General features: G+C 73.1%; 28 protein-coding genes. 8 read left to right on the top strand and 20 right to left on the bottom strand.

Going from position 1 to position 25,454, the window contains the following annotated elements; all coding sequences use genetic code 11:
- The first annotated feature begins 60 nt into the window (after window positions 1-60).
- Window positions 61-1,869, top strand: a complete 1,809-nt coding sequence (locus JQT67_RS02550; RefSeq protein WP_208063325.1) for a VWA domain-containing protein — start codon at window positions 61-63, stop codon at window positions 1,867-1,869.
- Here the strand turns inward: JQT67_RS02550 and JQT67_RS02555 are convergent.
- From JQT67_RS02555 to rpsP, 9 genes are all read right to left on the bottom strand, one after another.
- Window positions 1,866-2,324, bottom strand: a complete 459-nt coding sequence (locus tag JQT67_RS02555; protein ID WP_021011427.1) for a helix-turn-helix transcriptional regulator — start codon at window positions 2,322-2,324, stop codon at window positions 1,866-1,868. The genes JQT67_RS02550 and JQT67_RS02555 overlap by 4 nt on opposite strands.
- 22 nt (window positions 2,325-2,346) lie before the next feature.
- Window positions 2,347-3,042, bottom strand: a complete 696-nt coding sequence (locus JQT67_RS02560) for a ribonuclease HII (protein ID WP_208063326.1) — start codon at window positions 3,040-3,042, stop codon at window positions 2,347-2,349.
- Window positions 3,039-3,821 carry a signal peptidase I gene (lepB, locus tag JQT67_RS02565; protein WP_208063327.1) on the bottom strand — a complete coding sequence of 261 codons (783 nt, stop codon included), beginning with the start codon at window positions 3,819-3,821 and terminating at the stop codon, window positions 3,039-3,041. The genes JQT67_RS02560 and lepB overlap by 4 nt, the downstream gene beginning before the upstream one ends.
- A gap of 146 nt (window positions 3,822-3,967) precedes the next feature.
- Window positions 3,968-4,318 carry a 50S ribosomal protein L19 gene (gene rplS, locus JQT67_RS02570; protein ID WP_021011430.1) on the bottom strand — a complete coding sequence of 117 codons (351 nt, stop codon included), beginning with the start codon at window positions 4,316-4,318 and terminating at the stop codon, window positions 3,968-3,970.
- A gap of 169 nt (window positions 4,319-4,487) precedes the next feature.
- Window positions 4,488-5,114: a hypothetical protein gene (locus JQT67_RS02575; RefSeq protein WP_208063328.1), complete on the bottom strand. Its 627-nt coding sequence runs from the start codon at window positions 5,112-5,114 to the stop codon at window positions 4,488-4,490.
- A 51-nt stretch (window positions 5,115-5,165) separates the two neighbouring features.
- Window positions 5,166-5,870, bottom strand: coding sequence for a tRNA (guanosine(37)-N1)-methyltransferase TrmD (gene trmD / locus JQT67_RS02580; protein WP_208063329.1), 705 nt, complete (start codon window positions 5,868-5,870; stop codon window positions 5,166-5,168).
- 3 nt (window positions 5,871-5,873) lie between these two features.
- Window positions 5,874-6,539, bottom strand: a complete 666-nt coding sequence (gene rimM, locus JQT67_RS02585) for a ribosome maturation factor RimM (protein WP_307864169.1) — start codon at window positions 6,537-6,539, stop codon at window positions 5,874-5,876.
- Window positions 6,540-6,546: 7 nt separating this feature from the next.
- Window positions 6,547-6,783: an RNA-binding protein gene (locus JQT67_RS02590; RefSeq protein WP_021011434.1), complete on the bottom strand. Its 237-nt coding sequence runs from the start codon at window positions 6,781-6,783 to the stop codon at window positions 6,547-6,549.
- Between the two features lies 1 nt (window position 6,784).
- Window positions 6,785-7,210, bottom strand: coding sequence for a 30S ribosomal protein S16 (gene rpsP / locus JQT67_RS02595; protein ID WP_021011435.1), 426 nt, complete (start codon window positions 7,208-7,210; stop codon window positions 6,785-6,787).
- A 183-nt stretch (window positions 7,211-7,393) separates the two neighbouring features.
- On the opposite strand from rpsP, the gene JQT67_RS02600 reads away from it, so the two are divergent.
- Window positions 7,394-8,488 carry a glutamate--cysteine ligase gene (locus tag JQT67_RS02600; RefSeq protein ID WP_208063330.1) on the top strand — a complete coding sequence of 365 codons (1,095 nt, stop codon included), beginning with the start codon at window positions 7,394-7,396 and terminating at the stop codon, window positions 8,486-8,488.
- A 4-nt stretch (window positions 8,489-8,492) separates the two neighbouring features.
- Here JQT67_RS02600 and JQT67_RS02605 read toward each other — a convergent pair whose 3' ends face one another.
- Window positions 8,493-9,302, bottom strand: coding sequence for an LLM class F420-dependent oxidoreductase (locus tag JQT67_RS02605; RefSeq protein ID WP_021011437.1), 810 nt, complete (start codon window positions 9,300-9,302; stop codon window positions 8,493-8,495).
- A gap of 40 nt (window positions 9,303-9,342) precedes the next feature.
- Between JQT67_RS02605 and JQT67_RS02610 the strand changes: the two genes are divergently transcribed.
- Window positions 9,343-10,443 (top strand): GNAT family N-acetyltransferase, encoded by a 1,101-nt coding sequence (locus JQT67_RS02610; protein ID WP_307864171.1) that lies wholly within the window; start codon window positions 9,343-9,345, stop codon window positions 10,441-10,443.
- A gap of 250 nt (window positions 10,444-10,693) precedes the next feature.
- Here JQT67_RS02610 and JQT67_RS02615 read toward each other — a convergent pair whose 3' ends face one another.
- The 6 genes from JQT67_RS02615 to ffh all read right to left on the bottom strand — a co-directional run bounded on the left by JQT67_RS02615 (window position 10,694) and on the right by ffh (window position 16,743).
- Window positions 10,694-11,353, bottom strand: coding sequence for an SDR family oxidoreductase (locus tag JQT67_RS02615; protein WP_208063332.1), 660 nt, complete (start codon window positions 11,351-11,353; stop codon window positions 10,694-10,696).
- A 32-nt stretch (window positions 11,354-11,385) separates the two neighbouring features.
- A complete protein-coding gene (locus JQT67_RS02620) occupies window positions 11,386-12,144 on the bottom strand; it encodes an ABC transporter ATP-binding protein (RefSeq protein WP_208063333.1) in 759 nt (252 codons plus the stop codon).
- Window positions 12,141-13,166: an iron chelate uptake ABC transporter family permease subunit gene (locus JQT67_RS02625; RefSeq protein WP_307864172.1), complete on the bottom strand. Its 1,026-nt coding sequence runs from the start codon at window positions 13,164-13,166 to the stop codon at window positions 12,141-12,143. The genes JQT67_RS02620 and JQT67_RS02625 overlap by 4 nt, the downstream gene beginning before the upstream one ends.
- Window positions 13,159-14,133 (bottom strand): iron chelate uptake ABC transporter family permease subunit, encoded by a 975-nt coding sequence (locus JQT67_RS02630; protein ID WP_307864173.1) that lies wholly within the window; start codon window positions 14,131-14,133, stop codon window positions 13,159-13,161. The genes JQT67_RS02625 and JQT67_RS02630 overlap by 8 nt, the downstream gene beginning before the upstream one ends.
- A 7-nt stretch (window positions 14,134-14,140) precedes the next feature.
- Window positions 14,141-15,091, bottom strand: a complete 951-nt coding sequence (locus JQT67_RS13365; protein WP_243755505.1) for a siderophore ABC transporter substrate-binding protein — start codon at window positions 15,089-15,091, stop codon at window positions 14,141-14,143.
- Between the two features lie 110 nt (window positions 15,092-15,201).
- The gene (gene ffh, locus JQT67_RS02635) at window positions 15,202-16,743 is read right to left on the bottom strand and encodes a signal recognition particle protein (protein ID WP_208063334.1); all 1,542 of its coding nucleotides are present in this window, start codon (window positions 16,741-16,743) and stop codon (window positions 15,202-15,204) included.
- 122 nt (window positions 16,744-16,865) lie between these two features.
- On the opposite strand from ffh, the gene JQT67_RS02640 reads away from it, so the two are divergent.
- A complete protein-coding gene (locus JQT67_RS02640; RefSeq protein ID WP_208063335.1) occupies window positions 16,866-18,014 on the top strand; it encodes an AMP-binding protein in 1,149 nt (382 codons plus the stop codon).
- Between the two features lie 123 nt (window positions 18,015-18,137).
- On the opposite strand, the gene ftsY is transcribed toward JQT67_RS02640, so the two are convergent.
- Window positions 18,138-19,007 (bottom strand): signal recognition particle-docking protein FtsY, encoded by an 870-nt coding sequence (gene ftsY / locus JQT67_RS02645; protein WP_208063336.1) that lies wholly within the window; start codon window positions 19,005-19,007, stop codon window positions 18,138-18,140.
- Between the two features lie 167 nt (window positions 19,008-19,174).
- Between ftsY and JQT67_RS02650 the strand changes: the two genes are divergently transcribed.
- Both JQT67_RS02650 and JQT67_RS02655 read left to right on the top strand, forming a co-directional pair.
- On the top strand, window positions 19,175-20,446 hold the full coding sequence (locus tag JQT67_RS02650; RefSeq protein WP_374222109.1) for a TerC family protein: 1,272 nt from the start codon (window positions 19,175-19,177) through the stop codon (window positions 20,444-20,446).
- Between the two features lie 3 nt (window positions 20,447-20,449).
- The gene (locus JQT67_RS02655; RefSeq protein WP_208063337.1) at window positions 20,450-21,274 is read left to right on the top strand and encodes a DNA-3-methyladenine glycosylase; all 825 of its coding nucleotides are present in this window, start codon (window positions 20,450-20,452) and stop codon (window positions 21,272-21,274) included.
- 3 nt (window positions 21,275-21,277) lie between these two features.
- Here JQT67_RS02655 and JQT67_RS02660 read toward each other — a convergent pair whose 3' ends face one another.
- The 3 genes from JQT67_RS02660 to JQT67_RS02670 all read right to left on the bottom strand — a co-directional run bounded on the left by JQT67_RS02660 (window position 21,278) and on the right by JQT67_RS02670 (window position 23,198).
- The gene (locus tag JQT67_RS02660; protein ID WP_208063338.1) at window positions 21,278-22,387 is read right to left on the bottom strand and encodes a class I SAM-dependent methyltransferase; all 1,110 of its coding nucleotides are present in this window, start codon (window positions 22,385-22,387) and stop codon (window positions 21,278-21,280) included.
- 77 nt (window positions 22,388-22,464) lie between these two features.
- Window positions 22,465-22,890 (bottom strand): type II toxin-antitoxin system VapC family toxin, encoded by a 426-nt coding sequence (locus tag JQT67_RS02665; protein ID WP_208063339.1) that lies wholly within the window; start codon window positions 22,888-22,890, stop codon window positions 22,465-22,467.
- Window positions 22,887-23,198, bottom strand: coding sequence for a type II toxin-antitoxin system Phd/YefM family antitoxin (locus tag JQT67_RS02670; RefSeq protein WP_208063340.1), 312 nt, complete (start codon window positions 23,196-23,198; stop codon window positions 22,887-22,889). The genes JQT67_RS02665 and JQT67_RS02670 overlap by 4 nt, the downstream gene beginning before the upstream one ends.
- Window positions 23,199-23,269: 71 nt before the next feature.
- On the opposite strand from JQT67_RS02670, the gene JQT67_RS02675 reads away from it, so the two are divergent.
- Together JQT67_RS02675 and JQT67_RS02680 are read left to right on the top strand one after the other, a co-directional pair.
- On the top strand, window positions 23,270-24,652 hold the full coding sequence (locus tag JQT67_RS02675) for an FAD-binding oxidoreductase (protein ID WP_208063341.1): 1,383 nt from the start codon (window positions 23,270-23,272) through the stop codon (window positions 24,650-24,652).
- 83 nt (window positions 24,653-24,735) lie between these two features.
- Window positions 24,736-25,413: a hypothetical protein gene (locus JQT67_RS02680; RefSeq protein ID WP_208063342.1), complete on the top strand. Its 678-nt coding sequence runs from the start codon at window positions 24,736-24,738 to the stop codon at window positions 25,411-25,413.
- Window positions 25,414-25,454: the final 41 nt, after the last annotated feature.

Genomic DNA, 25,454 nt, shown 5'->3' on the forward strand with positions numbered 1-25,454 from the left:
CCCATAGATTCGCAATCGCAAAGATCGCCGGCCCTGCCGCCCCGACCGAGGGAGACCACCTTGCTCCGACGCATCCGCCTCGCGACCGCGCTCGTCGCCGTGCTCGCCGTCGCGAGCTCGCTCAGCGCGGCACCCGCGCTCGCGGCGAGCCCGCGCGACGACGCCTCGCTCATGCTGGTGCTCGACGCGAGCGGCTCGATGGCGATGCCCGACGCGACGGGCGCCCCGCGCATCGACGCCGCCCGTACCGCCATCGACCGCGCCCTCGACGGCCTCGACGACGAGCAGCGCGTGGGCCTGCGGGTCTTCGGCGCGACCGTGCTCGGCCAGGAGTCCCCCGGCGCGTGCACCGACTCGCAGCGCGTCGTGCCGGTCGGCGCCGGGAACCGCGACGCCCTCCGCGCCGCGGCCGTCGCCTACGCGCCCTACGGCGAGACACCCATCGGCTTCGCGCTCCAGGAGGCCGCCGCGGATCTCGGCACCGATGGCCCGCGGTCCATCCTGCTGGTCTCGGACGGCCTCGCGAACTGCGATCCCGACCCGTGCACCGTCGCCGCGGAGCTCGCTGGCGGCGGCATCGACCTCATGATCAACGTCGTCGGCTTCGACGTCGACCCCGCTGCGCGCGAACAGCTGCGGTGCGTCGCCGACGCCGGCCGAGGCGCGTACGTCGACGCCGCCGACGCCGCTGGGCTCGAGCACGCGCTCACGGCGCTCGCGGCCCGCGCCTTCCGACCCTTCTCCGTCGTCGGCACCCCGGTCACCGGCACGCCGGATGCGTCGGACGCGCCCGCCATCCGCGCCGGCACGCAGTGGGTCGACGAGCTCGACGGCTCCGGCGCCGAGCGCCACTACGTCGTCGAGCGCGACATCCCCGGCTCGACGCTGCTCGTCGGCATGCTCGGGGTGCTCCCCGCGAACCACCGCGGCGGTGCCGTGACGATCCGGCTCGAGGCCGAAGGCGCGCTGTGCGGCTACGAGACCGTGTCGGCCGACGGCTCGACCCAGGCGTCGCTCATCGCGCTGAGCGCCGGTGCGCTCGAAGCCGCGGACGACGCGTGCATGACCGCGGACGCGCTCGAGCTCTCGGTCACCGACCTCGGCTCCCCCGCGGGGGCTGTGCCCTTCGAGCTGCGCCTCGTCGAGCAGCCGCTGCCCGCGAACCTCGACGCGCTCCCCGCGGCCGTCTCAGCCGAGCGCGACTGGACGCTCGGCCTCGCGGAGGACGCGGCCGGCGGCGAGCTCGAGCCGGGATCGAGCCTCAACGATCCCGCCGGCATCGAGCCGGGTTCCTACCGGGTCGACATCCTGCCGGGCGAGACGCAGTTCTTCTCCGTCCCGGTCGACTGGGGCCAGTCGGTGCGCGCGGTCGCATCGTTCGAGAACGACACCGATCATCCGTACGAAGCGGGCAGGCTGCACATCCTGGACCCGGTCGGCGGGATCGCGAGCGACCTCCTCGCGCGTGCCGCGGACGGCGCGCGCTGGGCTGACGTGGCTGCGGACACGCGGCTGCGGCTCGCGAACGCCACCCCGCCGATCGCGCTGCCCGCGCGGCGCTCCGGGGAGGCGAGCCTCGCCGGGGAGCACACCGTCGTGGTCTCGCTCGCCCCGATGGAGGAGCCGCGGATCATCCCCTACACGCTCACCGTCGAAGTGGTCGGCGACCCGAGCGGCACCCCGGAGCTCGCCGCCGCGCCCTCGGCGATGCCGACCCCGGGCGCGGCGCCCGTCGAGACCGCCCCCTTGGACGACGGCGCGACGGGCGCCGGCCCGCTCGCCATCGGGCTCGGCGTCGCGGGCGGCCTGCTCGTGGCAACGGGGCTCGTCGGGCTCGCCGTCTGGCTCCGCGCGCGGCGTCGCGCCTAGCGCGGGCCTGCCAGCAGCGCCGCGAGGCCGTCGGCCACTCGCGGGTAGCCGGTCCGGAGCTGCTCGATCGCGGCCTCGAGCTCCGCCCGCGGCGCGATCGCGAGCAGTGCGTCGCGGAGTGCCTCCGCCGGCGCGCCCGCGTGCGTCGAGCGCACGGTCGACGCGGCGATCTCTTGCGCGCGACGCGCGACCTCGGCCGCGGGCAGCCCCGCCCGGGCATCCGCCTCGAGCGCGATGAGCGCATCCATCCGCGCGAGCACGACGGGGTTGCCGATCTTCACCCGCTGGCCCTGCAGCAGCTGCGAGAGCATCGGCGCGGAGAGCCCCATCGCCTGCGCGAGCCGCGCTTGCGTCATCCCGAGCGATTCGCGCACCGGCGCGAGCAGCTCGGCGAGCGGGGCTCCGTAGAGCGCCGCCTGCTCGACGAGGTTGCGCTCCACCTGCGCTCGATCCATGCCCGGCCTCCCTGCCGCGAGCCTAGCCCGCGGCGGGCACGAGCCCGGTCGCGGCCGGCATGCTCGCGTCGGCGGTCGGCCGCTGGAGCGAGCGCAGCCAGGTGCGCCGGTGCAGCGCCGTGGGCCCGAGCTCGGCGATCGCCGCGAGGTGCTCGGCCGAGCCGTAGCCCTTGTTGGACGCCCAGGCATAGCCCGCGTGCACGGCGTCGGCCTCGACCATCCGCTCGTCGCGCTCGACCTTCGCGACGAGCGCGGCGCCCGAGACGGATGCGCAGTCGCGGTCGGCCTTCGCGCGCAGCACCGTGCGCACGGGCACGCGGAGGGCCGGCGCGAGCCAGTCGTGCGTGCCGTCGAGCAGGATCGCGGCGCTCGGCACGTGCACGCCGAGCGCGTGGAGGGCGACGAGCGCGCGGCGGCCGGCGAGGCCGAGCGCGACCTGGATGCCGAAGCGGTCGATCTCGTCGTTCGAGGCGTGCCCGACGGCGCTCACGCCCCACTCGCGCACGAGCGGCGCGGTCGCCGCGCGGCGGAGCGCCGTCATGGCCTTCGAGTCGCGGAGGTGCTCGGGGTGCGGCCCGCAGCCGTCGCGGAGGGCGAGCGCGCCGACGCTCACGGGACCGGCGAGCGCGCCGCGACCCACCTCATCCATGCCGATGACGACGGGCGCATCCGCCCAGAGCTCGCGCTCGTGGTCGAGCGTCGGCGACACGACCGTCATGCCGCGGGCACCGCCCCTGCGCTCACCGGCCCGAGCTCCGCCGCGCCCTGCGGCTCGACGCCCACGAACGTCGACTCGAAGTCGTCGAGCCACGCCCAGCGCTCGAGCGGCCAGGAGACGAGGATCGCGCGGCCGACGAGCGACTGCATCGGCACGAAGCCGCCGCCCGGCGCGTCGATGTGCGCGCGGGAGTCGCCCGAGTGGTTGCGGTTGTCGCCCATCACCCACACGTGGCCCTCGGGCACGGTGACGTCGAAGCCCTGCGCGCTCGCGGGCTGGCCCGCGGCGTCGAGGTGGAGGTAGGGCTCGTCGAGCGGCACACCGTTGACCGTGAGCTGGCCGAAGTCGTTGCAGCACTGCACGCGGTCGCCGGGGAGGCCGATGACGCGCTTGATGAGGTAGCCGTGGTCGTCCTCGGGCGCGAGGCCGACGAAGGTGAGGAACCAGTCGATCGCGCCGACGATGCCGCTCTCCTCCGGCTCGGCCGCCGGCTCGGGGAGCCAGCCGCCCGGGTCCTCGAAGACGACGATCTCGCCGCGGTCGACGGGCACGAGCGTCGGCGTGAGGAGGCTCACGATGATGCGGTCGTCGACCTGCAGGGTGTCGTTCATCGACTCCGACGGGATCCAGAAGGGCCGGATGAGGAACGTCTTGACGAGGAACGAGACGAGCAGCGCGACGAGGAAGATGACGACGATGTCGCGCAGGAACAGCAGCGCGCCGCGTCGTCGGGACGGCCCCGCGGCACGGCTCTCCCCCGTGTCGACCGTGTCCGTCATCCCGCGCCCTTTCGCCTCGGCAAGTCTAGGCGAGCGGGGGTGCCGCCAGCCGCTGGACGCGTCGCGCGAGATCACGATTCCGTGACGAACCGCCCGGCGCGAACGCGGAAGCGGGGCCGGCAAGCCGGCCCCGCTTCGTGCTCAGATCAGGAGAAGTCGCGCTTCTCGCGGATCTTGGCGGCCTTGCCGCGCAGACCGCGGAGGTAGTAGAGCTTCGCGCGGCGCACGTCGCCGCGGCTCACGACCTCGATCTTGTCGATGACCGGCGAGTGCACCGGGAACGTGCGCTCGACGCCGACCTGGAACGAGACCTTGCGGACCGTGAAGGTCTCGCGCACGCCGTGGCCCGAGCGGCCGATGACGACGCCCTGGAAGATCTGCACGCGCGAGCGCGAGCCTTCGATGATGTTGACGTGGACCTTGACGTTGTCGCCGGGGCGGAAGTCGGGGACGTCGGAACGGAGGCTGGCTGCGTCGACCTTGTCGAGGATGTGCATGGCGGTATCGCTCTCTGCAGCCGCCACAGGTCGGCCGCGTCATGGGTTCGGGGTTGCGGTGCTCGCTCTCTCCCCTGTGGCAGAGGCCGCGCTCAGGCGGAAGCCGTGCGAGGCACCAACGAGCAATCTTGCCACAACCGGGGCCCGCGCGCCAACGCCGGCGGCCGGATCAGCGCTTGTCGTCGCCCTCGAGGCCGATGACGCGACCCGACTGCGGCCCCTCGATGCGCTCGAACGACGCGTCCGCCTGCCGCGCCTGCTGCTCGAGCAGCGGCGCCTGCAGGTCGTTCACGGCGCGCTCGACGCGGGCGCGCGTCTCGCGGCCGAGCTCGAGCGCCTGGAGCCAGAAGAGCACCACGCCGCCGATGATCGTCGCCATGATGCCGATCGCGGTGAAGGACTGCGACGCGGTGAGCCAGCCGTCGCCGAACCACGCGGTGAGGGCGCTCCCCGTGCGGCCGCCGCCTGTGTCGACGACCGTGACGCCGAGCAGCGCGATCACGAGCAGCCACGGGCCGAGCAGCTTCACGTCGCGCCACTGCGCCGCGCGGGGCTTCCGCACCTGCTTGCGCGCGATCGTGATGCCGACGACCGCGCCGATGAGGATCGCGAGCCCCGGGCCGAGGAAGGCCTGCAGCAGCAGCGCATCGCCGAGCGGCGCGCCCGCGAGCGCGCGGCCGAACATGATCCACACCGGCAGCACGACGATCGCGCCGATCATCACCAAGAAGAACGCGCGCAGCGCCCAGTGCCGTTGCGCCCGCGGACGCTGCGTGGAGGAGGCGGTGGGGGCCATGGCTCGAATCTACCGACCGGACCCGGGCGACGCTCGCGTGTTCGCTGAGGGCTACGCGTCGGCGCCGTCGGCGGGCAGCAGGTCCGGCCGCACGCGCCGCGTGCGCTCGAGCGCCTGCTCGCGCCGCCAGGCGGCGATCGCGCCGTGGTTGCCGCCGCGCAGCACCTCGGGCACGTCGAGCCCGCGCCACGTGGCGGGCTTCGTGTAGGAGGGGTGCTCGAGCAGCCCGTCCTCATGGCTCTCCTCGACGAGCGAGGCGGGGTTCCCGACGACGCCCGGCACGAGCCGGCCGATGGCCTCGATCATCGCCATCGCGGCGACCTCGCCGCCGTTGAGCACGTAGTCACCGAGGCTCACCTCGATGACGCGCGCCCGGGTGGCGACGTGCTCGGCGACGCGCGCGTCGATCCCCTCGTAGCGGCCGCACGCGAAGATGAGCCGCCGCTCCTCGGCGAGCTCGCGCGCGAGCGACTGCGTGAAGGGCACGCCCGCGGGCGTCGGGAAGACGACCACGGCATCCGCCTCGTCCTCCCCCAGCAGCTCGTCGAACGCCTCGCCCCACGGCTCGGGCCGCATGACCATGCCGGCGCCGCCGCCGTAGGGCGTGTCGTCGACGGTGCGGTGCCGGTCGTGCGTGTGGTCGCGCAGATCGTGCACGTGCAGCTCGAGCAGCTGCTCGCGGCGCGCGCGGCCGAGCAGCGAGACGTCGAGGACGCCGAAGAACTCGGGGAAGATCGTGACGATGTCGACGCGCACGGGCTACGCCCGCTCGTCGTCGGCGGTCTCCGAGGTGTCGGGGGCGGATGCGTCGTCGGCCTCCGCGGGCGCGCTCGGCTCGGCGTCGGCAGCCTCGGGCTCGGTCGCGGCGGGCGCCTCGGTCGGCGCCTCCTCCTCGAGCTCCTCGAGGAGCCCCGGCGGCGGGGTGATGACGATGCGGCCCGCGCGCAGGTCGACCTCGGGCACGATCGCCTTGACGAAGGGGATCATGACCTCGTCGCCGGCGATCTCGACGATGAGCATGTCCTGCGCGGGCATCGCGTCGACGCGCACGACGCGGCCGACGCGCTCGCCCTCGCGCCAGACCTCGAGGCCGGCGAGCTGGTGCACGTACCAGGCGTCGGGCTCGGTCGGCAGCTCGGTCGCGTCCTGCTCGACCCACAGCACGGCCTTGACGAGCGTCTCGGCCTCGGTGCGGTCGCCGATGCCCTTGAAGAAGGCGACGGGGCTGCCGTTGTAGACGCGCAGCTCGGCGAGCTCGATCGACTTGCCGTGCCACTTCGACGACGTCGGCACCTGCAGCGCGAAGCGCGCGCCGGGCACGAACCGTCGGCCGGGGTCGTCGGTGTAGAGCTCGATCTTGAGAGCACCCTTGAGCCCGTGGGCCCTCGCTATCCGTCCGACGCGCAGCTGGGTGCGGGCCGGCACGGCGGGCCTAGCGATCGGTGTCCACCACGTCCACGCGGACGCGGCGTCCTCCGGGGAGCGCACCGATCACGGTGCGCAGGGCGCCGGCGGTGCGACCGCCGCGCCCGATGACGCGGCCGAGGTCCTCGGGGTGCACCCGCACCTCGAGGACCTCGCCGCGCTGCGAGTCGCGCGCGCCGACGCGCACGTCGTCAGGGCGATCGACGATCCCCTTGACCAGGTGCTCGAGAGCGTCGCGCAGCATCTCAGGACTCGGTCGACTCGGCCGAGGCGTCAGCCTCGGTCTCGGCGGCCTCGGCCGCGGGGGCCGCGGCCGGCTTCTCGGCCTTGGGCTTGAGCACCGGCTTCTTGGCCTCGTCGGCGACGAAGGCCTTCTTGCCCTCGGGCTGCTTGACCTGGTTCTCGGTCGAGCCCTCGCCCGTGTGCTTGCCCCAGTCGCCCGTGAGCTTGAGGAGCGCGGCGACCTGCTCGGTCGGCTGCGCGCCGACGCCGAGCCAGTACTGCGCGCGCTCGCTGTCGATCTCGATGAGCGAGGGGTTCTCGGTCGGGTGGTACTTGCCGATCTCCTCGATGACGCGACCGTCGCGCTTGGTGCGCGAGTCGGCCACGACGACGCGGTAGAAGGGCGCGCGGATCTTGCCGAAGCGCTTCAGACGGATCTTGACTGCCACAGTTCTCCTGCTTTGTTCTCTCGTGATTGCACCGCGGCCTGCGCACGTGGGAGATGCGCGACCCGTAGAGCTGGGAGAGCGACGCGCGCCGGATAGAGGGTCGGGCGCGTGCTCGACCCCCCATTCTGTCACATCCTCGATCCGCTCGCGCGCCACTCAGGTTCGCGGTCCTACGCTTCCCGCATGGACTTCGCCTCCTCGAAGCGCTCGACCCTCGGCGTCGAGTGGGAGCTCGCCCTCATCGACCCCTCGACGGGCGACATCGCGCCGCACGCGAAGGAGCTGCTCGCCGCGATCGACGACCCGCGCTTCGACAAGGAGTTCCTGCGCGGCATGATCGAGCTCATCACGGGCGTGCACGAGACGACGGATGCGGCGGTCGACGAGCTGCGCGGCATGCGCGACCGCGCGGTCGCCGAGGCGGATCGCATGGGGCTCGCGCTCGTCGGCACCGGCACGCACCCGACGAGCCGCTGGCGGCAGCAGGAGCAGGCGGACGACCCGCGCTACCGGCGCGTCGTCGAGAAGGCGGGCGACTGGGGCCGCCGGCTCATCATCTTCGGCGTGCACAACCACGTCGGCGTCGAGGATCGCGCGAAGGCCGTGCCGCTCCTGCGCACGATGCTCGACAAGCTGCCGCTCATCCTCGCGCTCTCCGCCTCGAGCCCGTTCTGGCAAGGCGTCGACACGGGATTCGCCTCGCACCGCACGATGCTGTTCCAGCAGCTGCCGACCGGCGGGCTGCCGCCGATGCTCGTCGACTGGCCCGAGTACGAGCGCACGCTCGAGGACATGCTGCGCGCCGGCGTGATCGACGAGCTCGGCGAGCTCCGCTGGGACGTGCGGCCCTCCCCCGAGATCGGCACGATCGAGGTGCGGGTCGCCGACGGCGCGCCGTCGATCGACGACCTCGCCGCCGTCACGGCACTCACCCACTGCCTCATCGAGGAGGCGTCGCGCGACCTCGACGAGGGCAAGGCGCAGCTGCACCTGCCCTATTGGCTCGTGAAGGAGAACAAGTGGCGCGCGGCGCGCGACGGCCTTGAGGCGACCGTCATCGTCGACGAGCAGGGCACGCTGCAGCGCGCCGCCGACGCGATCGCCGAGGCGGCCGACCGGCTCGCGCCGATCGCCGCCGACCTCGGCGCGACGCGCTCGCTCGGCGCCGTCGAGCGCGTGCTCGCGACCGGCGGCTGGCCCGCGCGGCAGCGCGCCGCCTTCGAGCGCGGCGGGCACGCGGCCGTGATGGCCGAGCTCGCCGAGGCGATGCGCGCGTAGCCCTCTAGGCGTCCTTGCCGTCGCGCCAGCGGAGGAACGACTCGACGCGCTCGAGGTCGTAGCCGTCCGGGGTGTCGTCGCCCGAGAGCGGGATCGTGAACAGCCGCGTGCCGACCGCGTGCAGCGCGTCGAGCCGGTCGAAGCCCACGCCGCCGACCCCGTCGCGCACGCTCGCGCCGTTCGAGACCTCGATCTCGGCGATGTCGCGGCCGCGCGCCTCGCACGCGCGCCGCAGCACGTCGAGCTTGTGCGGCAGCTCGTCGGGACCGACGAACGAGTGCCAGATGTCGGCGTGCTCCGCGACCATCGGCAGCGTCTTCTGCTCGCCCTTGCCGCCGATGAGGATCGGCATGGCGCCGACGGGCGGCGGGTTGAGCCTCTCCCAGCGCGCGCGGATGCGCGGGAGCGCCGCGGCGAGGTCGTTGAGCCGCGAGCCCACGGTGCCGAAGTCGTAGCCGTACTCCAGGTAGTCGCGCTCGAACCATCCGCTGCCGATGCCGAAGATGAAGCGGCCGTTCGAGATGTGGTCGATCGTGCGGGCGACGTCGGCGAGCAGGTCGGGGTTGCGGTACGAGTTGCAGAACACGAGCGGGCCGAGCTGCACGCGCTCAGTCGATGCCGCCCACGCCGCGAGCTGCGTCGTCGCCTCGAAGTGCGCGCCGTCGGGGTCCCCCGTGAGCGGGAAGAAGTGATCCCAGCCGAAGACGGCGTCGACGCCCATCTCCTCGAGCCGGCGGGCCGCGTCGATCGTCTGCTGCATCGTGACGTGCTGCGGCGAGAGCTGCACGCCGATCCTCGTGGGTCGATCCGTCATGGACTCGACCCTACGGCCCGTCGCGCCCTACCCTGAGCGGGTGCCTGACCTCTCCCCCATCGCCGAGCGCGCCGAGGCGCCCGAGACCCTGCCCGAGATCACCGCGGGCGAGCTGTCGTGGCGCGCCGCGACGGTCGACGACGCGCAGCTCGTGACCGACTTCAACAACGCGATCGCCGAGGCCGGCGACTTCCCGTTCCGCGAGACGGTCGACGAGGTGCGCGACGAGCTCTCGGCAGCGTGGGTCGACCTCTCGACCCAGTCGATGCTCGGCTTCGACGCCGAGGGGCGGCTGCGCGCGGCGGGCTTCGCGACGACGGCGCCCGGCGACGTCCGCACGGTGCGCGCCTTCGTCTTCGGCGGCGTGCATCCCGAGCGGCGCGGCGAGGGCATCGGCCGCGAGCTGCTCGCGTGGCAGGTCGCGCGCGCCCGGCAGCTGCTCGCGGCTTCCGGCAAGGAGCTCCCCGCTCGCATCGCCGCCTACGCCGAGGACACCGACGCGGTGCGGCACCGCCTCCTCGAGCGCGCCGGCTTCGCCGCGCGCCGCTTCTTCGCCGACCTCAAGCGCCCGCTCGGCGCGGGCGCGCCGCCCATCCCCGAGGTCGAGCTCGCCGGCTCCCTGCGGCTCGCGCCCTTCTCCCCCGAGCTCGACGACGCCACCCGGCTCGCCCACAACGACGCGTTCCGCGACCACTGGGGCAGCGAGCCGCAGACCCTCGAGCAGTGGCAGAGCGGGCGCAGCGAGTTCGCGCCCGAGTGGTCGCACGTCGTCGTCGACGACGCGCCCGACGTCGACGCCCTGCTCGCGGACGAGCGCATGGATGCGTCGACGGCTGAGGCGCTGCGCGCCGGCGAGCCGCTCGTGGTCGCGTACGCGTACAACAGCCGCTACGAGGCCGACTTCCCCGTGCGGGGCTACTCGTTCGGCTACACGGGCCTGCTCGGCACGCGCCGCGCGTACCGCGGGCGGAAGGCCGCGATCGCCGCGCTCGCCGCGAGCATGCGCTCGTTCGAGGACGCGGGCATGGAGGCTGCGGTGCTCGACGTCGACACCGAGAACCCGAGCGGCGCGCACGGCCTCTACGCGAGCCTCGGCTACGTGAAGGAGCACGGCTCGCGGATGTACAGCATCGAGCTGTAGCCCGAGCGGCGGCTCCCGCACCTGAGTGGCGGCTCCCGCACCTGAGTGGCGGCTTCCGCACCTGAGTGGCGGCTTCCGCACCTGAGTGGCGGCTCCCGCACGTGACTGGCGGCTTCCGCACGTGAGTGGCGGCTCCCGCACGTGAGTGGCGGCTCCCGCACGTGAGTGGCGAATCTCCGCGTGCGGCGCCACTCACCCGCCGCAGGCGCCACTCACCCACCGCACGCGCCGCTCGGCGCGGGGGCGCAGGTCAGCTCGGGAGCGACGCGAGCGCCTCGCGCACCGGGGTCTCGCCGCCGTTGCAGCGGATCGTGAGGCCCGAGACGGCCGGATGGGCGACGGTCTCGGCGATGAGGCGCGCGACGGTCGCGCGCGGGATCTCGCCCGACTCGATCGAGCCCTGCGGCTCGTCGAGCTCGATGCCGGACTCCTCGTCGAGCGTCAGGCCCGACGGCTGCAGGATGACCCAGTCGGCGACGCGCTCGCGGATCGCCTCGTCGACGAGCGCCTTGGCCTCGGCGTACGCGTAGAACGGCTCGTCGGGCGAGACGCCGTGCTCGAGGCTCGCGCCGAAGTACGAGACCATCACGAGCCGCGCGCCCGAGCGGGCGACCGCATCCACGACCTTCATCGCCGCGTCGCGGTCGACCGCCCACGTGCGCTCGGGATCGCCGCCGCCGGCGCCGGCCGTCCACACGACGACGTCGAAGCCGTCGAGCAGCGCGTCGACGCCCGCCTGGTCGAGCGACTCGAGGTCGGCGACGACCGGCTCGGCGCCCGCCTGCCGGACGTCGGCGACGTGGTCGGGGTTGCGGATGACCGCGTGGACGGAGTGACCGGCCTCGGCGAGCATCGGCTCCGCGAGGAGCGCGACCTTGCCGTGACCGCCGAGGATCAGGATGCGTGCCATGCCGTCACGCTACGGGCCTCACCTGGACGGAGTCAGGGCGTGAAGACCGCGAAGGGGCGGTCGTCGATGCGGTGCACGCGCACGGGTGTGTCGAAGACGCGCTCGAGCACGGCGTCCTGCATGACCTCGTCGACCGTGCCCTCGACGCAGATCTGCCCGTACTTGAGGGCGAGGATGCGGTCGGCGAAGGCCGCGGCCATGTTGAGGTCGTGGAGCACGATGACGATCGTGCGGCCGAGGTCGTCGGCGGCCGCCCGCAGCTCGCGCATCATCGCGACGGCGTGCTTCGGGTCGAGGCTCGCGAGCGGCTCGTCGAGCAGCACGACCTCGGTGTCCTGCGCGAGCACCATCGCGACGAACGCGCGCTGCCGCTGGCCGCCCGAGAGCGCGTCGAGCTGGCGATCGGCGAGGTCCTCGAGGTGCAGGAAGCGGATCGCGCGGTCGATGTGCTGCTGGTCGCCGAACGTCAAGCGTCCGCCCGACCACGGGAAGCGGCCGAACGCGACGAGCTCGCGCACCGTGAGTCGCGCCTCGAGCCGGTTCTCCTGCCGGAGGATCGAGACGATGCGCGCGAGGTCGGCCGACTTCGTCGCCTGCACGTCGTGACCCATGACGCGCACGGAGCCCGCGGAGGGGTCGAGCAGCCGGCCGATGACCGACAGGAGCGTCGACTTGCCCGCGCCGTTCGGTCCCACGAGCGCGGTGATGCCGCCCGCGGGCACCTCGCTCGAGACGGGCCCGAGCACGACGTGCTCGGCGTAGCGCTTCGAGACCTGCTCGATGGCGATCACTTCGGCCTCCTCCGGCCCAGCAGCAGCGCGAGGAACGCGATGCCGCCGACGACTTCGATGATGACGGTGACGAGCCCCGCGGCGTCGAACACGTGGCGCATGACGAGCTGCGCGCCCGCGAGCGCGAGCACGCCGAGGCCGACGGCCATCGGCAGCACGTGCGCGTGCTTGTGGGAGCCCGCGAGGCGGTACGCGAGCGTCGCGACGAGGAACCCGAAGAACGTCATGGGGCCCGCGAGCGCGGTCGCGAAGGCGACGAGCACCGAGACGCAGATGAGCGCGACGATGAGCTCGCGGCGGTGGTCGACGCCGAGGGCCGTGGCCCCGTCGCGCCCGAGCAGGACGACGTCGAGCCGGCGCCGACGCATCCACACCACCGCCCCGACCGCGCCGCAGACGGCGAGGGCGAGCGGCAGGTGGTCGGGCTGCACCGACGAGAGCCTGCCGAAGAGCTCGAGGCTCAGCAGGTCGTAGTCGGTCGGTGAGAGGATGCGCTGCACGAACGACGAGACGGAGTCGAACGCGAGCCCGATGACGACGCCGACGAGCAGGAGCGTCAGCACGCCGCCGCCCGAGCGGTCGAGCAGCCAGGTGTAGAGCGCGGTCGCGGCGATCACCATGAGCGCCGTCTGCGCGAGCAGCTTCGGCAGTCCGTCGGTCGCCGCGATCGCCGAGCCGCCGAACACGAAGACGGTGAGCGTCTGCATGAGCGTGTACATCGAGTCGAAGCCGATGATCGACGGGGTCAGGATGCGGTTCGACGTCACGGTGTGGAAGATGACGGTCGCGACGGCGTGCGCGAACGAGGCGACGAGGATGCCCCCCACGAGCGTCGCGCGGCGCGGCATCGCGAGCTCGAGCGGGCCGCGCACGTCGACGAGCAGCACCGCGACGAGCGCGGCGAGCGCGAGCGACCAGACGATCGTGAGCCGCAGCGCCGGGCGGGTGCCGGTGGGGGCGCTCGGCGCGCGGTCGCTCAGCGCGCGCGGAGCGGGGGCGCGCGGCGGCAGGGCGTCAGGCACGCTGCCTCCCGCGCAGGAGGAAGGCGACGAAGGCGACGGCGCCGACGGCGCCCATGATGACGGATGCGGGGATCTCCATGGGCGCGACGATCGTGCGGCCGATGAGGTCGCACGCGAGCAGCAGCGCGACGCCGGCGATCGCGATCCACGGGAGGCTGCGGCGCAGGTCGTCGCCGAGCAGGAGGCGCATGACGTTCGGCACGACGAGCCCGAGGAAGGGGATGAAGCCGACGACGACGCTCGTGACGCCCGAGCACAGCGCGACGCCCGAGATGCCGATGAGCGTGATGACGCGGTAGTCGATGCCGAGGTTCGTGGCGATGCCCTCGCCGAGCCCCGCGATCGTGAAGCGGTCGGCCATGATCCACACGACGATCGCGACGAGCGCGGCGGCCCAGAGCGGCTCGTAGAAGCCCTGCACGATGCCGCTGAAGCCGCCCGAGCTCCACGCGGCCATCGACTGCAGCAGGTCGGCGCGAGCGGCGAGGAACTGCGTGACGCCGCCGATGATCGCGCCGAGCATGATGCCGACGAGCGGCACGATGAGCGGCCCGCGCGTGCGCACGCGGCGCAGGATCGCGAGGAAGACGAGGGTGCCGACGAAGGCCGCGGCGGTCGCGAAGACCATCCGCACCATGACCGGGGCGTCCGGCCACGTGATGAGGATGAGCAGCATGCCGAGCCCCGCCCACTGCGAGGTGCCCGCGGTCGTCGGCTCGACGAAGCGGTTCTGCGTGATGAGCTGCATGACGACGCCCGAGACGCTCATCGCGACGCCCGCGAAGATGAGCGCGAGCGTGCGCGGCACGCGCGAGATGAGGAACATCTCGAGCTGCGCGGGATCGGTGAAGAGGCCGCTCAGCGAGATGCCGTAGCCGCCCACGAGGAGCGAGGCGACGACGAGCAGCGCGGTCACGCCAGCGAGCGCCGGCAGCAGCCGGCGCTCGCGAGCGGTCCTGACGGTCACAAGGAGATCAGTCGGCCATCGCCTGGGCGACCTGGTCGAAGGCGCGGGTGTAGGCCTGCACGCCCTCGGTGCGGTAGAAGTCGTCCTCGAGGTAGACGATGTGGCCCTCCTGCACGAAGCGCGTGCCCGCGAGCGCGGGGTTGCCCTCGATGACCTGCTTCGCGGGCTGCGCGTCCTCCGTGCCGGTGCCGGCGTCGCGGTCGAGCACGATCGCCCAGTCGGGGTCGGCCTGCGCGATCGTCTCGGGCGCGAGGCCCGAGTCCTGGTGGATGTCGCCAGCCTCGCCGGCGAAGACGTCGGTCATGTCGATCGCGTCGGAGAGGCGCGAGATGCGCTCCGCGCCGTTGTCGAGCTTGCCGCCGTTGACGATGCCCAGGAAGACGCTCTGGCCGGCCGCCGCCTCGGTGGCCGCCTCGACCGAGGCGTCGAGCTCCTCGATGATCGCGGTCGCCTCGTCCTCGCGCTCGAAGATCGCGCCGAGCGAGGTCGTCTGCTGGCGCAGCGCCTCGACGTAGCCGCCCTCGTACTCGTCGTTCGCGGCGATGTCGATCGTCGGGGCGATCGCCTCGAGGTCCTCGGTGTACTCGCCGAAGCGGTAGCCGCCGATGATGAGGTCGGGCTCGGCCTCGGCGAGCGCCTCGAAGTCGGGCTCGCGGTGCGTGCCGACGTCGGCGATCGACTCGTCCTCGACCCACTCGGCAAAGCGCTCGGGCGCGACGAGCTGCACGGGCAGCGCGACCGGGGTGATGCCCCACGCGAGCAGCGTCTCCATGGCCGTGTTGTCGAGCACCGCGACGCGCTCGGGCAGCACCTCGACCTGCACCTCGCCGAGGTTCGACGGGACGGTGACCGTCTCGGCGGCGGCGTCGGTCTCGGCGGGCGCCGCGTTGGCGCTGCAGCCGGCCAGGAGCGCGATCGCGGCCGCGGCGGCGATCGTCGTGCGGATGGCACGGGACATGGAGGTACTCCGTTTCGGAAGGGTGGGGATCTCGCTGCATCGATGCGCGAGTAAGGCAAGGCTAACCTTGCCCGCGGCGCGCGCGCAAAGCGCGGCCCCGCGCCTCCGCCCTACCGGTTGCCGAGCATGCGCTGGAGCGTCTCCTGCTCCGCGCCCGAGAGCTCGCCGAACGCGCCCTCCGCCTTCGGCTTGCCGAACGCGCTCCCCTGGGCGGGCGCCGCGGGCTGCTCGGTGCGCTTCGCGGGGTTGCCGGAGCGCTTGAGCTGCTTGCCCTGCGGCTTGCCGCCCTTCTTGGGCGCGCGCATGCCCGGCGGCATCGGCCCCATCCCGGGCATGTTGGGCATGCCGCCCTTCGCGACCGTCTTCATCATCTTCGCCGCCTGGTCGAAGCGCGCGATGAGCTGGTTGACGTCGGTGACGGTGACGCCCGCGCCCTTCGCGATGCGCAGCCGCCGCGAGCCGTTGAGGATCTTCGACTGCTTGCGCTCCTGCGGCGTCATCGACTGGATGATCGCCTCGGTGCGCACGAGCTCCTTCTCGTCGAACGAGTCGATCGCCTCGCGCATGCCCTTCGCGCCCGGCAGCATGCCGAGCATCTGCTTGAAGTTGCCGGCCTTCCGCAGCTGCTGCATCTGCTTGAGGAAGTCCTCGAGCGTGAAGCCGTCGGTCGCGATCGCCTCCGCGAGGCGGTGGGCCTCCTCCTCGTCGAAGGCCTTCTGCGCCTGCTCGATGAGCGTGAGGATGTCGCCGAGGTCGAGGATGCGGCTCGCCATGCGGTCGGGGTGGAACGGCTCGAAGTCGTCGAGCGTCTCACCCGTCGAGGCGAAGAGGATGGGCTTGCCCGTCAGTCCGCGGATCGAGAGCGCGGCACCGCCGCGCGCGTCGCCGTCGAGCTTCGTCAGCACGACGCCCGTGAAGTCGACGCCCTCCTGGAACGCCTTCGCGGTCGCGACGGCGTCCTGGCCGATCATCGCGTCGATGACGAAGAGCACCTCGTCGGGCTGCACGGCCTTCCGGATGTTCGCGGCCTGCTTCATCATCTCGGCGTCGACGCCGAGGCGGCCGGCGGTGTCGACGATGACGATGTCGTACTGGCGGCGCTTCGCCTCCGCCACACCGTCGCGCGCGACCTTCACGGGGTCGCCGATGCCGTTGCCCGGCTCGGGCGCGAAGACCTGCACGCCCGCCTGGCTGCCGACGACCTGCAGCTGCGTCACGGCGTTCGGGCGCTGGAGGTCGCTCGCGACGAGCAGCGGCTGGTGGCCCTGCGCGCGCAGGTGCTTCGCGAGCTTGCCCGCGAGCGTCGTCTTGCCCGCGCCCTGGAGCCCCGCGAGCATGATGACGGTCGGCGGGGTCTTCGCGAGCTCGAGCCTGCGGCTGTCGCCGCCGAGGATCGCGATGAGCTCGTCGTTGACGATCTTGACGACCTGTTGGGCGGGGTTGAGCGCCTCGGAGACCTCGGCGCCGAGCGCCCGCTCGCGCACCGCGGCGGTGAACGACTTGACGACGTCGAGCGCGACATCGGCGTCGAGCAGCGCCCGCCGGATCTCGCGGACGGTGCCGTCGACGTCGGCCGCCGAGAGCTTGCCCTTCGTGCGGAGCTTCGCGAGGGTCTCGGTGAGCCGAGTGGAGAGAGAGCCGAAGGTCGCCATGGTGCTCCCGAGTCTACCGGCGGGGCGCGCGCCCGGCTCGGCCTCCCCGAGCGGGCGGGCCTGGCATGCTGGTGCTGCGTTCGCGTCGACACCGGGAGGGGGATCGGATGCGCCTTCGAGGGATGCCGCCGAGCCACGCGCGCTCGCTCGGGCGCAGCGTGCGCGAGCACGGCTTCACGATCACGGCGCTCGCCCGCCACTCCGCGCGCGTGCGCCGCGATCACCTCGCGCTCGTCGTCGACGGCTGGAGCGCGACCTTCGGCGAGCTGTGGGAAGCGGCGGAGGGCGCCGCCTCGGTGCTCTTCCGCGAGCCGCTCGAGCGGCGGCCCCGGCCGGTCGTCATCGCGTGCGACGGACCGGCGATGGTCATCGCGCTCCTCGCCGGCTCCCGGCTCGGGCTCGACGTCATGCCGATCCGCCCCGCCCTGCTCGACGAGCTCCGCGACGCCGTGCCCGCTGACGCCCTGCTCATCCACGACGGCGAGGCGCCGGAGTGGCACCCGGGGCCGACCGTGACGGCCACCAGCATCCTCGAGTGGTCGCGCGCCGACGGTTCGGGGCTCGCGTCGACGCGGCGCCGCGTCCGCATCGCGCTCCCCGCCCTCTCGTCCGCGGGCACCGTGACGACCCACGTGCAAGGGGCGCTCGGCATCCAGGGCCTGCGCCAGCTCGCCGGGCTCCACGACCGCCTCGGCGTCGAGGGCACCGACGTGATCCTCGCGTGCGCGCCGCTGCACCGCGGCAAGGGGCTGCAGCTGCTCGGCATGTCGTTGCTCACTGGCGCGACGCTCGTGAGCGCCGCGAACACGCCCGCGGCCGACCGGCTCCGCATCATCGAGGAGCGGTTCGTCTCGGTGCTCTCGGCCTCGCCCGGCCAGCTCGCAGGCATGCTCGACGAGCTCGACCGCACCGGCCAGGCGCCTCCGCGGCTGCGCCGCATCCTGCTCGCGGGGCAGGACCTCGACGCCGACCTCGTGCGCCGCGTGCACGCGACGTGGGGGCCGATCGTGCTCACCGCGTACGGCACGGTGCAGACCGGCACGGTCGCGATGGCGACGCCCGAGCTGCTCTCGAAGCACCCGGGCACCGTCGGCCTGCCGCTGCCGGGCAGCGAGTTCGGCATCGTCGGCCACAAGGGCTCCGGCGATGCGAGCGGGCTGCTGTGGGTGCGCGGCGCGCACGCGACGGTCATCACCGAGGACCAGGCGCGGATCGAGGGCGGCAGGCTCACGATCACCGGGCCGCTGCAGCATCCCGACACGGCTGAGTAGCAGGCGGAGCCCTCCCGTCTCGATGCGGCCCTGCGGGCCTACTCGACGAGCGGAGGCTGACCGACGAGCTGCTCGACGCGGAGGTCCTGTGGACCTCCTCGCTGACCGGTCGCGAGAGCGGGCCTAACCCACCAGCTGCTCGACGAAGACGTGCGGCGTGAACCCCGTCAGGTCGTCGATGCCCTCGCCCTGCCCGATGAGCTTGATCGGGATGCCGGTGCGCTCCTGCACGGCGAGGATGAAGCCGCCCTTCGCGCTCCCGTCGAGCTTCGTCACGACGAGCCCCGTGATGCCGGCGTGCTCGATGAACGCCATCGCCTGGTTCACGCCGTTCTGCCCCGTCGTCGCGTCCAGCACGAGCAGCACCTCCGCGATCGGCGACTGCTTCTCGATCACGCGCTTGATCTTGCCGAGCTCATCCATGAGCCCGCCCTTCGTGTGCAGGCGGCCTGCGGTGTCGATGATGCACATCGCGTGCCCGTGCGCCTTCGCCGCCTCGACGGTCTGGAAGGCGACGGATGCGGGATCCTGGCCCTCGCGCTCCGGCCGCACGATCGCGCTCCCCGCGCGCTGCGCCCACGTGCCGAGCTGCTCGACCGCCGCGGCGCGGAACGTGTCGGCCGCGCCGACCACGACCGACTGGCCGTTGCGCACGAGGAAGCGCGCGAGCTTGCCGATCGTCGTCGTCTTGCCGACGCCGTTGACGCCCACGACGAGGATGACCGCGGGCCGCTCCTTGAGCGAGAGCGTCGGGTCGAACTCGGCGAAGCGCTCCTCGAGCCGCTCCCGCAGCATGCGCTTGAGGTCCTTCGGGTCGTCGACCATGAGCCGGTCGACGTCGGCCCGCAGCGCCTCGATCAGCTGCTCGGTGATGTCGGGCCCGAAGTCGGCGGTGATGAGGGCCGTCTCGAGGTCGTCCCACGTCTCCTCGGTGATCGTCTCGCGCTGGAACATGCCCTTGAGGGCGCCGGTGAGAGACCACTTCGCTGCCATGGCTCCATGCTAGGCGGGCCGCCCGCTAGACTCGTCCCCTGGCGAAGGGGAGTATCCCGTCACGCCGCGATCGTCATCACGGGGCCCCGGGGCCCCCGGTCGCGGCGGCGCGATCCGCGCGGGAGAGACGTTCGCGCCCTTCCCGTACCCATTGAGAGGCGCAGCCCTTGACCCCGTACCAGATCTTCGAGATCGCCTCCATGGCGGTGCTCGTCGCGATCCTCATCTTCGACCTGCTCATCGTCGTGAAGCGGCCGCACGTGCCCTCGATGAAGGAGGCGACCGGCTGGGTCGCGCTCTACGTGTCGCTCGCGCTCGTGTTCGCCGGCGTGCTGTTCATCTCCGGCGAGCAGCAGAAGGCGGGCGAGTTCGTCACCGGCTGGCTGCTCGAGTACTCGCTGTCGATCGACAACCTCTTCGTCTTCATCATCATCCTCAGCCGCTTCGCGGTGCCGAAGGAGATGCAGCAGCGGGTGCTCATGATCGGCATCCTGATCGCGATCGTGCTGCGCGGCATCTTCATCCTCGTCGGCGTGCAGCTCATCGAGTCGTTCTCGTGGCTCTTCTACATCTTCGGCGCCTACCTCGTCTACGTCGCGTGGCAGCAGGCGTTCGGCCACGACGACGACGCGGGCGAGAAGGACAACTTCGCCGTCCGCCTGCTCAAGAAGCGCTTCAACTTCACCGACACGTGGAACGGCGGCAAGATCCGCCTGAAGTCGGAGGGCGTGACCTACTTCACGCCGTTCCTCATGGTGATCATCGCGCTCGGCACGACCGACCTGCTGTTCGCGATCGACTCGATCCCCGCGATCTTCTCGGTCACGACCGATCCGTTCCTCGTCTTCGCGTGCAACATCTTCGCGCTCATGGGCCTCCGCCAGCTCTACTTCCTGCTCGGCGGCCTGCTCGACCGGCTCGTCTACCTGCACTACGGCATCGCGGCGATCCTCGGCTTCATCGGCGTGAAGCTCGTCTTCCACGCGATGGAGAAGAACGACCTGCCGTTCATCAACGGCGGCGAGCCGATCACGTGGGTGCCGCACATCGAGACGTGGCACTCACTCATCGTCATCCTCGCGTCGATGGTCATCGCGACCGTCGCCTCGCTCATCCGCATCCGCGTGAAGGGCAAGGAGACGGGCGACACGTCGCTCCACATCGGCCCCTCGGAGGCCGAGCTCGGCGCGGACGGGCACTACCACATCGTCGACGCGATGGGCACGACCTTCCACCGGCCGCTGCGCGTCGAGCACAACGACACGGGCACGCTCACGGTCGTCGACGCGCACGGCAAGGAGGCGCCGGTCGCCGACTTCTCGGCCGACGTCGTGCGCGAGGCCGCGCGAGAGGACATGCCGGCCGAGGACCTCGAGGAGCTGCGCCGACGCATCCGCGAGGGCCGCGAGTTCGACGAGCGCGACGACCGCCAGGTCTGACGCATGACCGGGGCGCCGGGCATCCTCGCGTGGCTGCGGCCGCGTGCGGTGCCCGGCGTCGAGGTCGTGGCGGCTGACGGCTACCGCCGCGCGCTCCCCGGGCCGCGCGTCGCGACGGCGACGGTCGAGGGCGAGCTCGCGGCGACCGACGACCCCGACCTCGCCCGCGTGTTCGACCTCCACGGCTCGGATGCGCGACTCGAGGCAGACGCGCGGCTCACCTGGGCGGCGGCGCGGCACGGCGTGGCCGCGCTCGCCGAGGCGATCGCCGCGGCGCCCGCGCTCGCCCAGCCCGGCTGCGCGGACGCGCACGAGATGCTCGTGCGCGCGATCGTCGGACAGCAGATCAGTGTCGTGGCAGCGACGCAGCAGCTCGCGCGCCTCGCCGCCCTCGGCGATCCGCTGCCCCCGGCGCTCGCGGGCGCGGGGATCGAGCGCTGCTTCCCGTCGATGGCGCAAGTCGCCGACGGCGCCGGCGTGCTGCGGGGCCCCGCGGCGAAGACCGCGGCCGTGCGCCGCGCCGCCGAGGCGGTCGCGACGGGCGCGATCGACGTCTCCCCCGCATCCGACCTCGCAGCCATGCGAGCGCATCTGCTCGAGCTCAAGGGCATCGGCCCGTGGACGGTCGGCTACCTCTCGCTGCGGCTCGGCGACCCCGACGTGCTGCTGCTCGGCGACGTCGCGGTGCGGAAGGGCGCGCGGCTGCTCGGCATCGACGACCTCGCCGCGTTCGCCGCCGATTGCGCCGGGCACCGCTCGGCGCTCATGCTGCGCTGCTGGGCCGCGGCGGCGCCGGCTGCACCAGCGGCCGCTCCCCCGGTTCCGTAGCCGTCAGCGCCGTGTCGCGGTGACCGTGAACTTCGGGTTGCGGCTCACCTGCCGCGTGCGGCCGACCGCGTCGAGCGCCGCGCGGTAGCCGAGGTGGCTGTTCCAGACGCACCACAGCTCGCCGCCGGGCGCGAGCGCGCGGCCCGCGTCGGCGATGAGCCGCTCCGCGATGCCGGTGTGCACCGCGGCGCCGATGTGGAACGGCGGGTTGAGCAGGATGAGGCCGGCGCTCCCGTCGGGCACGCCCTCGAGGCCGTCGGCCTGCCGCGCCTCGACGCGCTCGGCTACCCCGTTGGCCGCCGCAGTCGCGCGAGTCGAGGCGATCGCTGCGGCCGAGGCGTCGGTCGCGAGCACCTGCACGTCGGGGCGGCCCTGCGCGAGTGCGACGCCCAGCACCCCCGTGCCGCACGCGAGGTCGATCGCGTGCGACGCATCCGGCATCTCGTCGAGGTGCGCGAGCAGCGTCTCCGCGCCGATGTCGATCGACGTGCCGGCGAACGCGGCGCCGTGGGCGACGACCGTGAGCGGGCCGCGCTCCGTGCGGTGGGTGCGCGAGCGTGGCCAGCTGATGCCGGGCCGCAGCGGCCGCTCGGCGTGCAGCACGCGCGACTTGCGGCGGCCGAGGCTCGCGTGCACGTGCTTGAAGCTGCGGCCGAGCAGCGCGTTCATGCTCATCGACATGTGCTTGACGCGGCCGCCCGCGATGAGCACGACGTCGTCGGCGGCGTGCGTCGCGACGAGCTCGGCGATCTCGTCGAGGGCGTCGAGCGCGCGGGGCAGCTGCAGCAGCACGAGGCGCGCGCCCTTCACGAGGGATGCGTCGAGGTCGTGGTGCGCGAATGCGGTGAGGCCCGTGCGCTCGGCGTTGGCGTCGAGCGCGCGCTCGCCGACGATCGAGTCCTGGTGCACGCGCACGCGGCTCGCACCGGCGGCGAGCGCGCCGAGGGTGAGCGCGCCGTGGCGGTCGCCGATGACGACGACCTCGCCGAGCGGGCCGAGCTTTGCGGCCTCGTCGAGGATGAGCTCGTCCGAGGCGTCGTGCGCCTGGAGCGTCGGGTCCTCCACGTCGGGCCAGCGGCGGAGGCCGGCGAAGAGCGCGTCGCGATCGGTCACCGCTCGATCCTCCCATCCGGGTGCGGCGCTCGGCCGCCGCACGAGCGCCGTACCCGCTGCTGCAGCGCTTCGATCCCTCAGCGGGTGATGTCGATCACGGGCATGCCGGCCGCCCGCCAGGCGTCGAGCAGTGCGCGATCGCCGGCCACGCCGACGCCGCCGACGTCACGCATGACCAGCCCTGTGGCGCAGTGCACCGCGTCGAAGCCGCGCAAGCCGTGCTCCGCTGCGAGCACGGCTGCGCGGCGCGCGAGCTCAGCGGAGAGCGGGCTGATGGAGCAGCGCGCCCACAGTCGCTCGGCGCCGCGCAAGGCGTCGTCGAGCCCGCGGGCATCGATGCGGCCCATGCGCATGGCTTGAGCGAGCGCCGCGGCGGTCTCTGCGATCGTGACCGCAGCGACGTGCACGCGCGCCGCGCTCCGCCACGCGAGCTCGCAGCGCGCCGACGTCGGCTCCTCGACGAGCAGCGGGACGATCGCCGAGGTGTCGAAGCACGCGATCATCGCCGCTGGTCGGCGACCAGCTCGCTCACGCTCCCGCGTGCCGGGACGCGTGCGGGCAGCTCACGACTCGAGTCGAGGGGCAGCTCGATCACGCCCTCGGCGACCAGCCGCTCGATGCTGCTCTCGTGTCGCGCGGGGATGATCAGGGCGATCACGCGCCCGTGCTCGGTCACCTGGATCGTCTCGCCTCGCTTGACCCGCTGCAGCTGTGCGCTGAGTCCGTCGCGGAGCGCACGGATGCCGACGCGACGCTCGCTTGTGGCGCTTGTCATGGGCAGATTGTAGCCACATCCGAGCACGTGCGCCATGAGCCCGATCGCCGCACAGCCGCACAGGAGACCCCTGGCGTGCGTGGGCGGCCGCGAGTAGCGTCCCGCGCGTGACTGCACAGCGGCAGGGCGCCGCGTCAGAGATGACCGCGCCCGATCTCTCCTCGCCCGCCTCCTCCCTCTCCGGCCGCCTCACGCTGCCCGGCGATCCCGCGTTCGACGCCGAGCGCGCCCCCTGGAACCTCTCGATCGACCAGCGGCCGCTCGCGGTCGCGCACCCCGACGGCCTCGACGACCTGCGGGCGATCCTCGCGGCCGCCCGCGACGCGGGCGTCACGATCGCCGTGCAGCCGAGCGGCCACGGCGCCTCCAGCGCGCTCGAGCGCTCGATCCTCGTGCGCACCGCCGCCTTCGACCGCTTCGACATCGACGCCGATGCGCGCGTCGCCACGATCGGCGCGGGCGTCAAGTGGGGTCCCGTGATCGACGCGCTCGACGGCACGGGCCTCGTCATCCCCTCCGGCACGAGCCGCGTCGTGACACCCGCGGGCTACCTCACGGGCGGCGGCCACTCGTGGCTCAGCCGCTGGGCGGGGCTCGGCGCCCAGTCGCTGCGGGCCGCGTGGATCCTCCGACCGGACGGCACGCACGAGCGCGTCGACGACGCATCCGACCCCGACACGATGTGGGCGCTCCGCGGCGCGGGCGGTCTCGTGGGCATCGTCACGCAGCTCGAGGTCGAGCTGCTCGAGGCGCCGGGGATGGTCGGCGGCGTGCTGTCGTTCGACGCGGCCGACGGGCCGACGGTCTTCCGCGTCGTGCGCGACGCGGCGGCGGATGCGCCGGAGGGCCTGGGCGCGTTCGTCTCGTCGATGCGCATGCCCGACGCGCCGATGCTGCCCGAGCACATCCGCGGGCAGAGCTTCGTCACCGTCGAGGTGCTCGCCCGCTCGGAGAGCGACCTCGCGCTGCTCGAGGCGCTGCGGGCCGCCGCGACGCCGACGGAGGAGCGGCTCGGCCCCATCACGCAGGCCGGCATGGCCGCGATGTCGATGGAGCCCGAGGAGCCCTCGCCCGGCGGCGGCAGCTCGCACGCGCTCGACGAGCTGCCCGACGCGGCGATCGACGACTTCTTCGCGTGGCGATCGCGCGAGGAGCAGTGGCCGCTCGTCGGCTTCACGCTCCGCATGCTCGGCGGCGTGCTCGACGAGCCCGCGCGGCCCGCGTTCGCGACGCTCGCCGGGGCGTCGTGGATCTCGCACTCGCTCGTGCCGCAGTTCCCGGGCACACCCGTCGAGCCCGGCCTCGAGTCGCTCGCCGGTCTCGACGCGCTGCTGCGCCCGCACCTCGCCGAGCGCATGGCGCCGACGTTCCTCGGCCCGGGCGAGACGCTCGAGCAGTGCGCGCCGGCGGGTGACATCGAGCGGCTGCGCGCGATCCGCGATGCGGCCGACCCCGACGGCGTGCTGCACGAGGGGCGGCTGCCGCGCTGACGTCCGCCTCGATCGGGGCGTGACGATCGAATCGTCGCGAACGTTGGGCTGTGCTTCGCGCAGCGCCGACCTACCGTGAGGCCATGAGCAGCATCGCTTGCCGCCGCATCCCGATGGGCGGCCTCGCCGCCACCGTCGTCCTCCTCGCCGTCGCAGGCTGCGCGGCGGCTGGTCCCGGCAGCTCCGGCGGGCCGGCCCCGTCTGCGACGTCGGCCCCCGCGGCCCCGGCCCAGCCGGTCGCGACGGGCGCCGACGCGCAGGCCCAGCTGGCCGGCCTGCCGATGCCGAGCGCCACGGAGCCCGTGATGGCGATCGGGCTCGCACTCGACGACGGAGCGCCGATCCTGTGCCTCGGGCCCGTCATGGAGTCGGCGCCGCCGCAGTGCAGCGGACCGGCACTCGCGGGCTTCGACTGGGCGCAGCTCGAGCCCGTCGAGATGGAGGGCGTGCGCTGGGCGCAGGTCGCGATGCAGGTCACCTACGACGCCGCCTCGCACACCGTCACGCAGGCCGGCGAGCTGCTCGACCTCGCGGCGATCACGATGCCGGCGATCGAGTACCCGACGGGCGACCTCGACGAGGCGACGATCGCGGCGGTGCAGGCCGACCTCGACACGCTCGAGCGGGCGGATGTGCTGGGGCACGTCGGCATGGACGGCCTCGTCGTGCTCACGGTCACCTTCGACGACGGCTCCATGCAGGCGGCGCTCGACGAGATCTTCGGCAACGGCGTCGTGTTCGTCGAGTCGGCGCTGCGCTGACGCTGCTCGCCCGCCGCCGCGCGGTCATCTCATCCCCGCTC

This window comes from Agrococcus sp. TF02-05, assembly GCF_017565345.1.
Taxonomy (GTDB): domain Bacteria; phylum Actinomycetota; class Actinomycetes; order Actinomycetales; family Microbacteriaceae; genus Agrococcus; species Agrococcus pavilionensis.

Coding starts and splice junctions, on each gene's coding strand:
- JQT67_RS02590 (WP_021011434.1), bottom strand. CDS start 6,783: ATGCTGCGCGACGCTCTCGAGCACCTGGTCAAGGGGATCGTCGATCGC.
- JQT67_RS02680 (WP_208063342.1), top strand. CDS start 24,736: ATGAGCAGCATCGCTTGCCGCCGCATCCCGATGGGCGGCCTCGCCGCC.
- JQT67_RS02670 (WP_208063340.1), bottom strand. CDS start 23,198: ATGGCGCACGTGCTCGGATGTGGCTACAATCTGCCCATGACAAGCGCC.
- JQT67_RS02640 (WP_208063335.1), top strand. CDS start 16,866: ATGCCGCCGAGCCACGCGCGCTCGCTCGGGCGCAGCGTGCGCGAGCAC.
- ftsY (WP_208063336.1), bottom strand. CDS start 19,007: ATGGCAGCGAAGTGGTCTCTCACCGGCGCCCTCAAGGGCATGTTCCAG.
- ffh (WP_208063334.1), bottom strand. CDS start 16,743: ATGGCGACCTTCGGCTCTCTCTCCACTCGGCTCACCGAGACCCTCGCG.
- JQT67_RS02555 (WP_021011427.1), bottom strand. CDS start 2,324: ATGGATCGAGCGCAGGTGGAGCGCAACCTCGTCGAGCAGGCGGCGCTC.
- JQT67_RS02600 (WP_208063330.1), top strand. CDS start 7,394: ATGGACTTCGCCTCCTCGAAGCGCTCGACCCTCGGCGTCGAGTGGGAG.
- JQT67_RS02575 (WP_208063328.1), bottom strand. CDS start 5,114: ATGGCCCCCACCGCCTCCTCCACGCAGCGTCCGCGGGCGCAACGGCAC.
- lepB (WP_208063327.1), bottom strand. CDS start 3,821: ATGACGGACACGGTCGACACGGGGGAGAGCCGTGCCGCGGGGCCGTCC.
- rplS (WP_021011430.1), bottom strand. CDS start 4,318: ATGCACATCCTCGACAAGGTCGACGCAGCCAGCCTCCGTTCCGACGTC.
- JQT67_RS02560 (WP_208063326.1), bottom strand. CDS start 3,042: ATGACGGTCGTGTCGCCGACGCTCGACCACGAGCGCGAGCTCTGGGCG.
- JQT67_RS02665 (WP_208063339.1), bottom strand. CDS start 22,890: ATGATCGCGTGCTTCGACACCTCGGCGATCGTCCCGCTGCTCGTCGAG.
- JQT67_RS13365 (WP_243755505.1), bottom strand. CDS start 15,091: ATGTCCCGTGCCATCCGCACGACGATCGCCGCCGCGGCCGCGATCGCG.
- JQT67_RS02615 (WP_208063332.1), bottom strand. CDS start 11,353: ATGGCACGCATCCTGATCCTCGGCGGTCACGGCAAGGTCGCGCTCCTC.
- JQT67_RS02605 (WP_021011437.1), bottom strand. CDS start 9,302: ATGACGGATCGACCCACGAGGATCGGCGTGCAGCTCTCGCCGCAGCAC.
- JQT67_RS02655 (WP_208063337.1), top strand. CDS start 20,450: ATGACCGGGGCGCCGGGCATCCTCGCGTGGCTGCGGCCGCGTGCGGTG.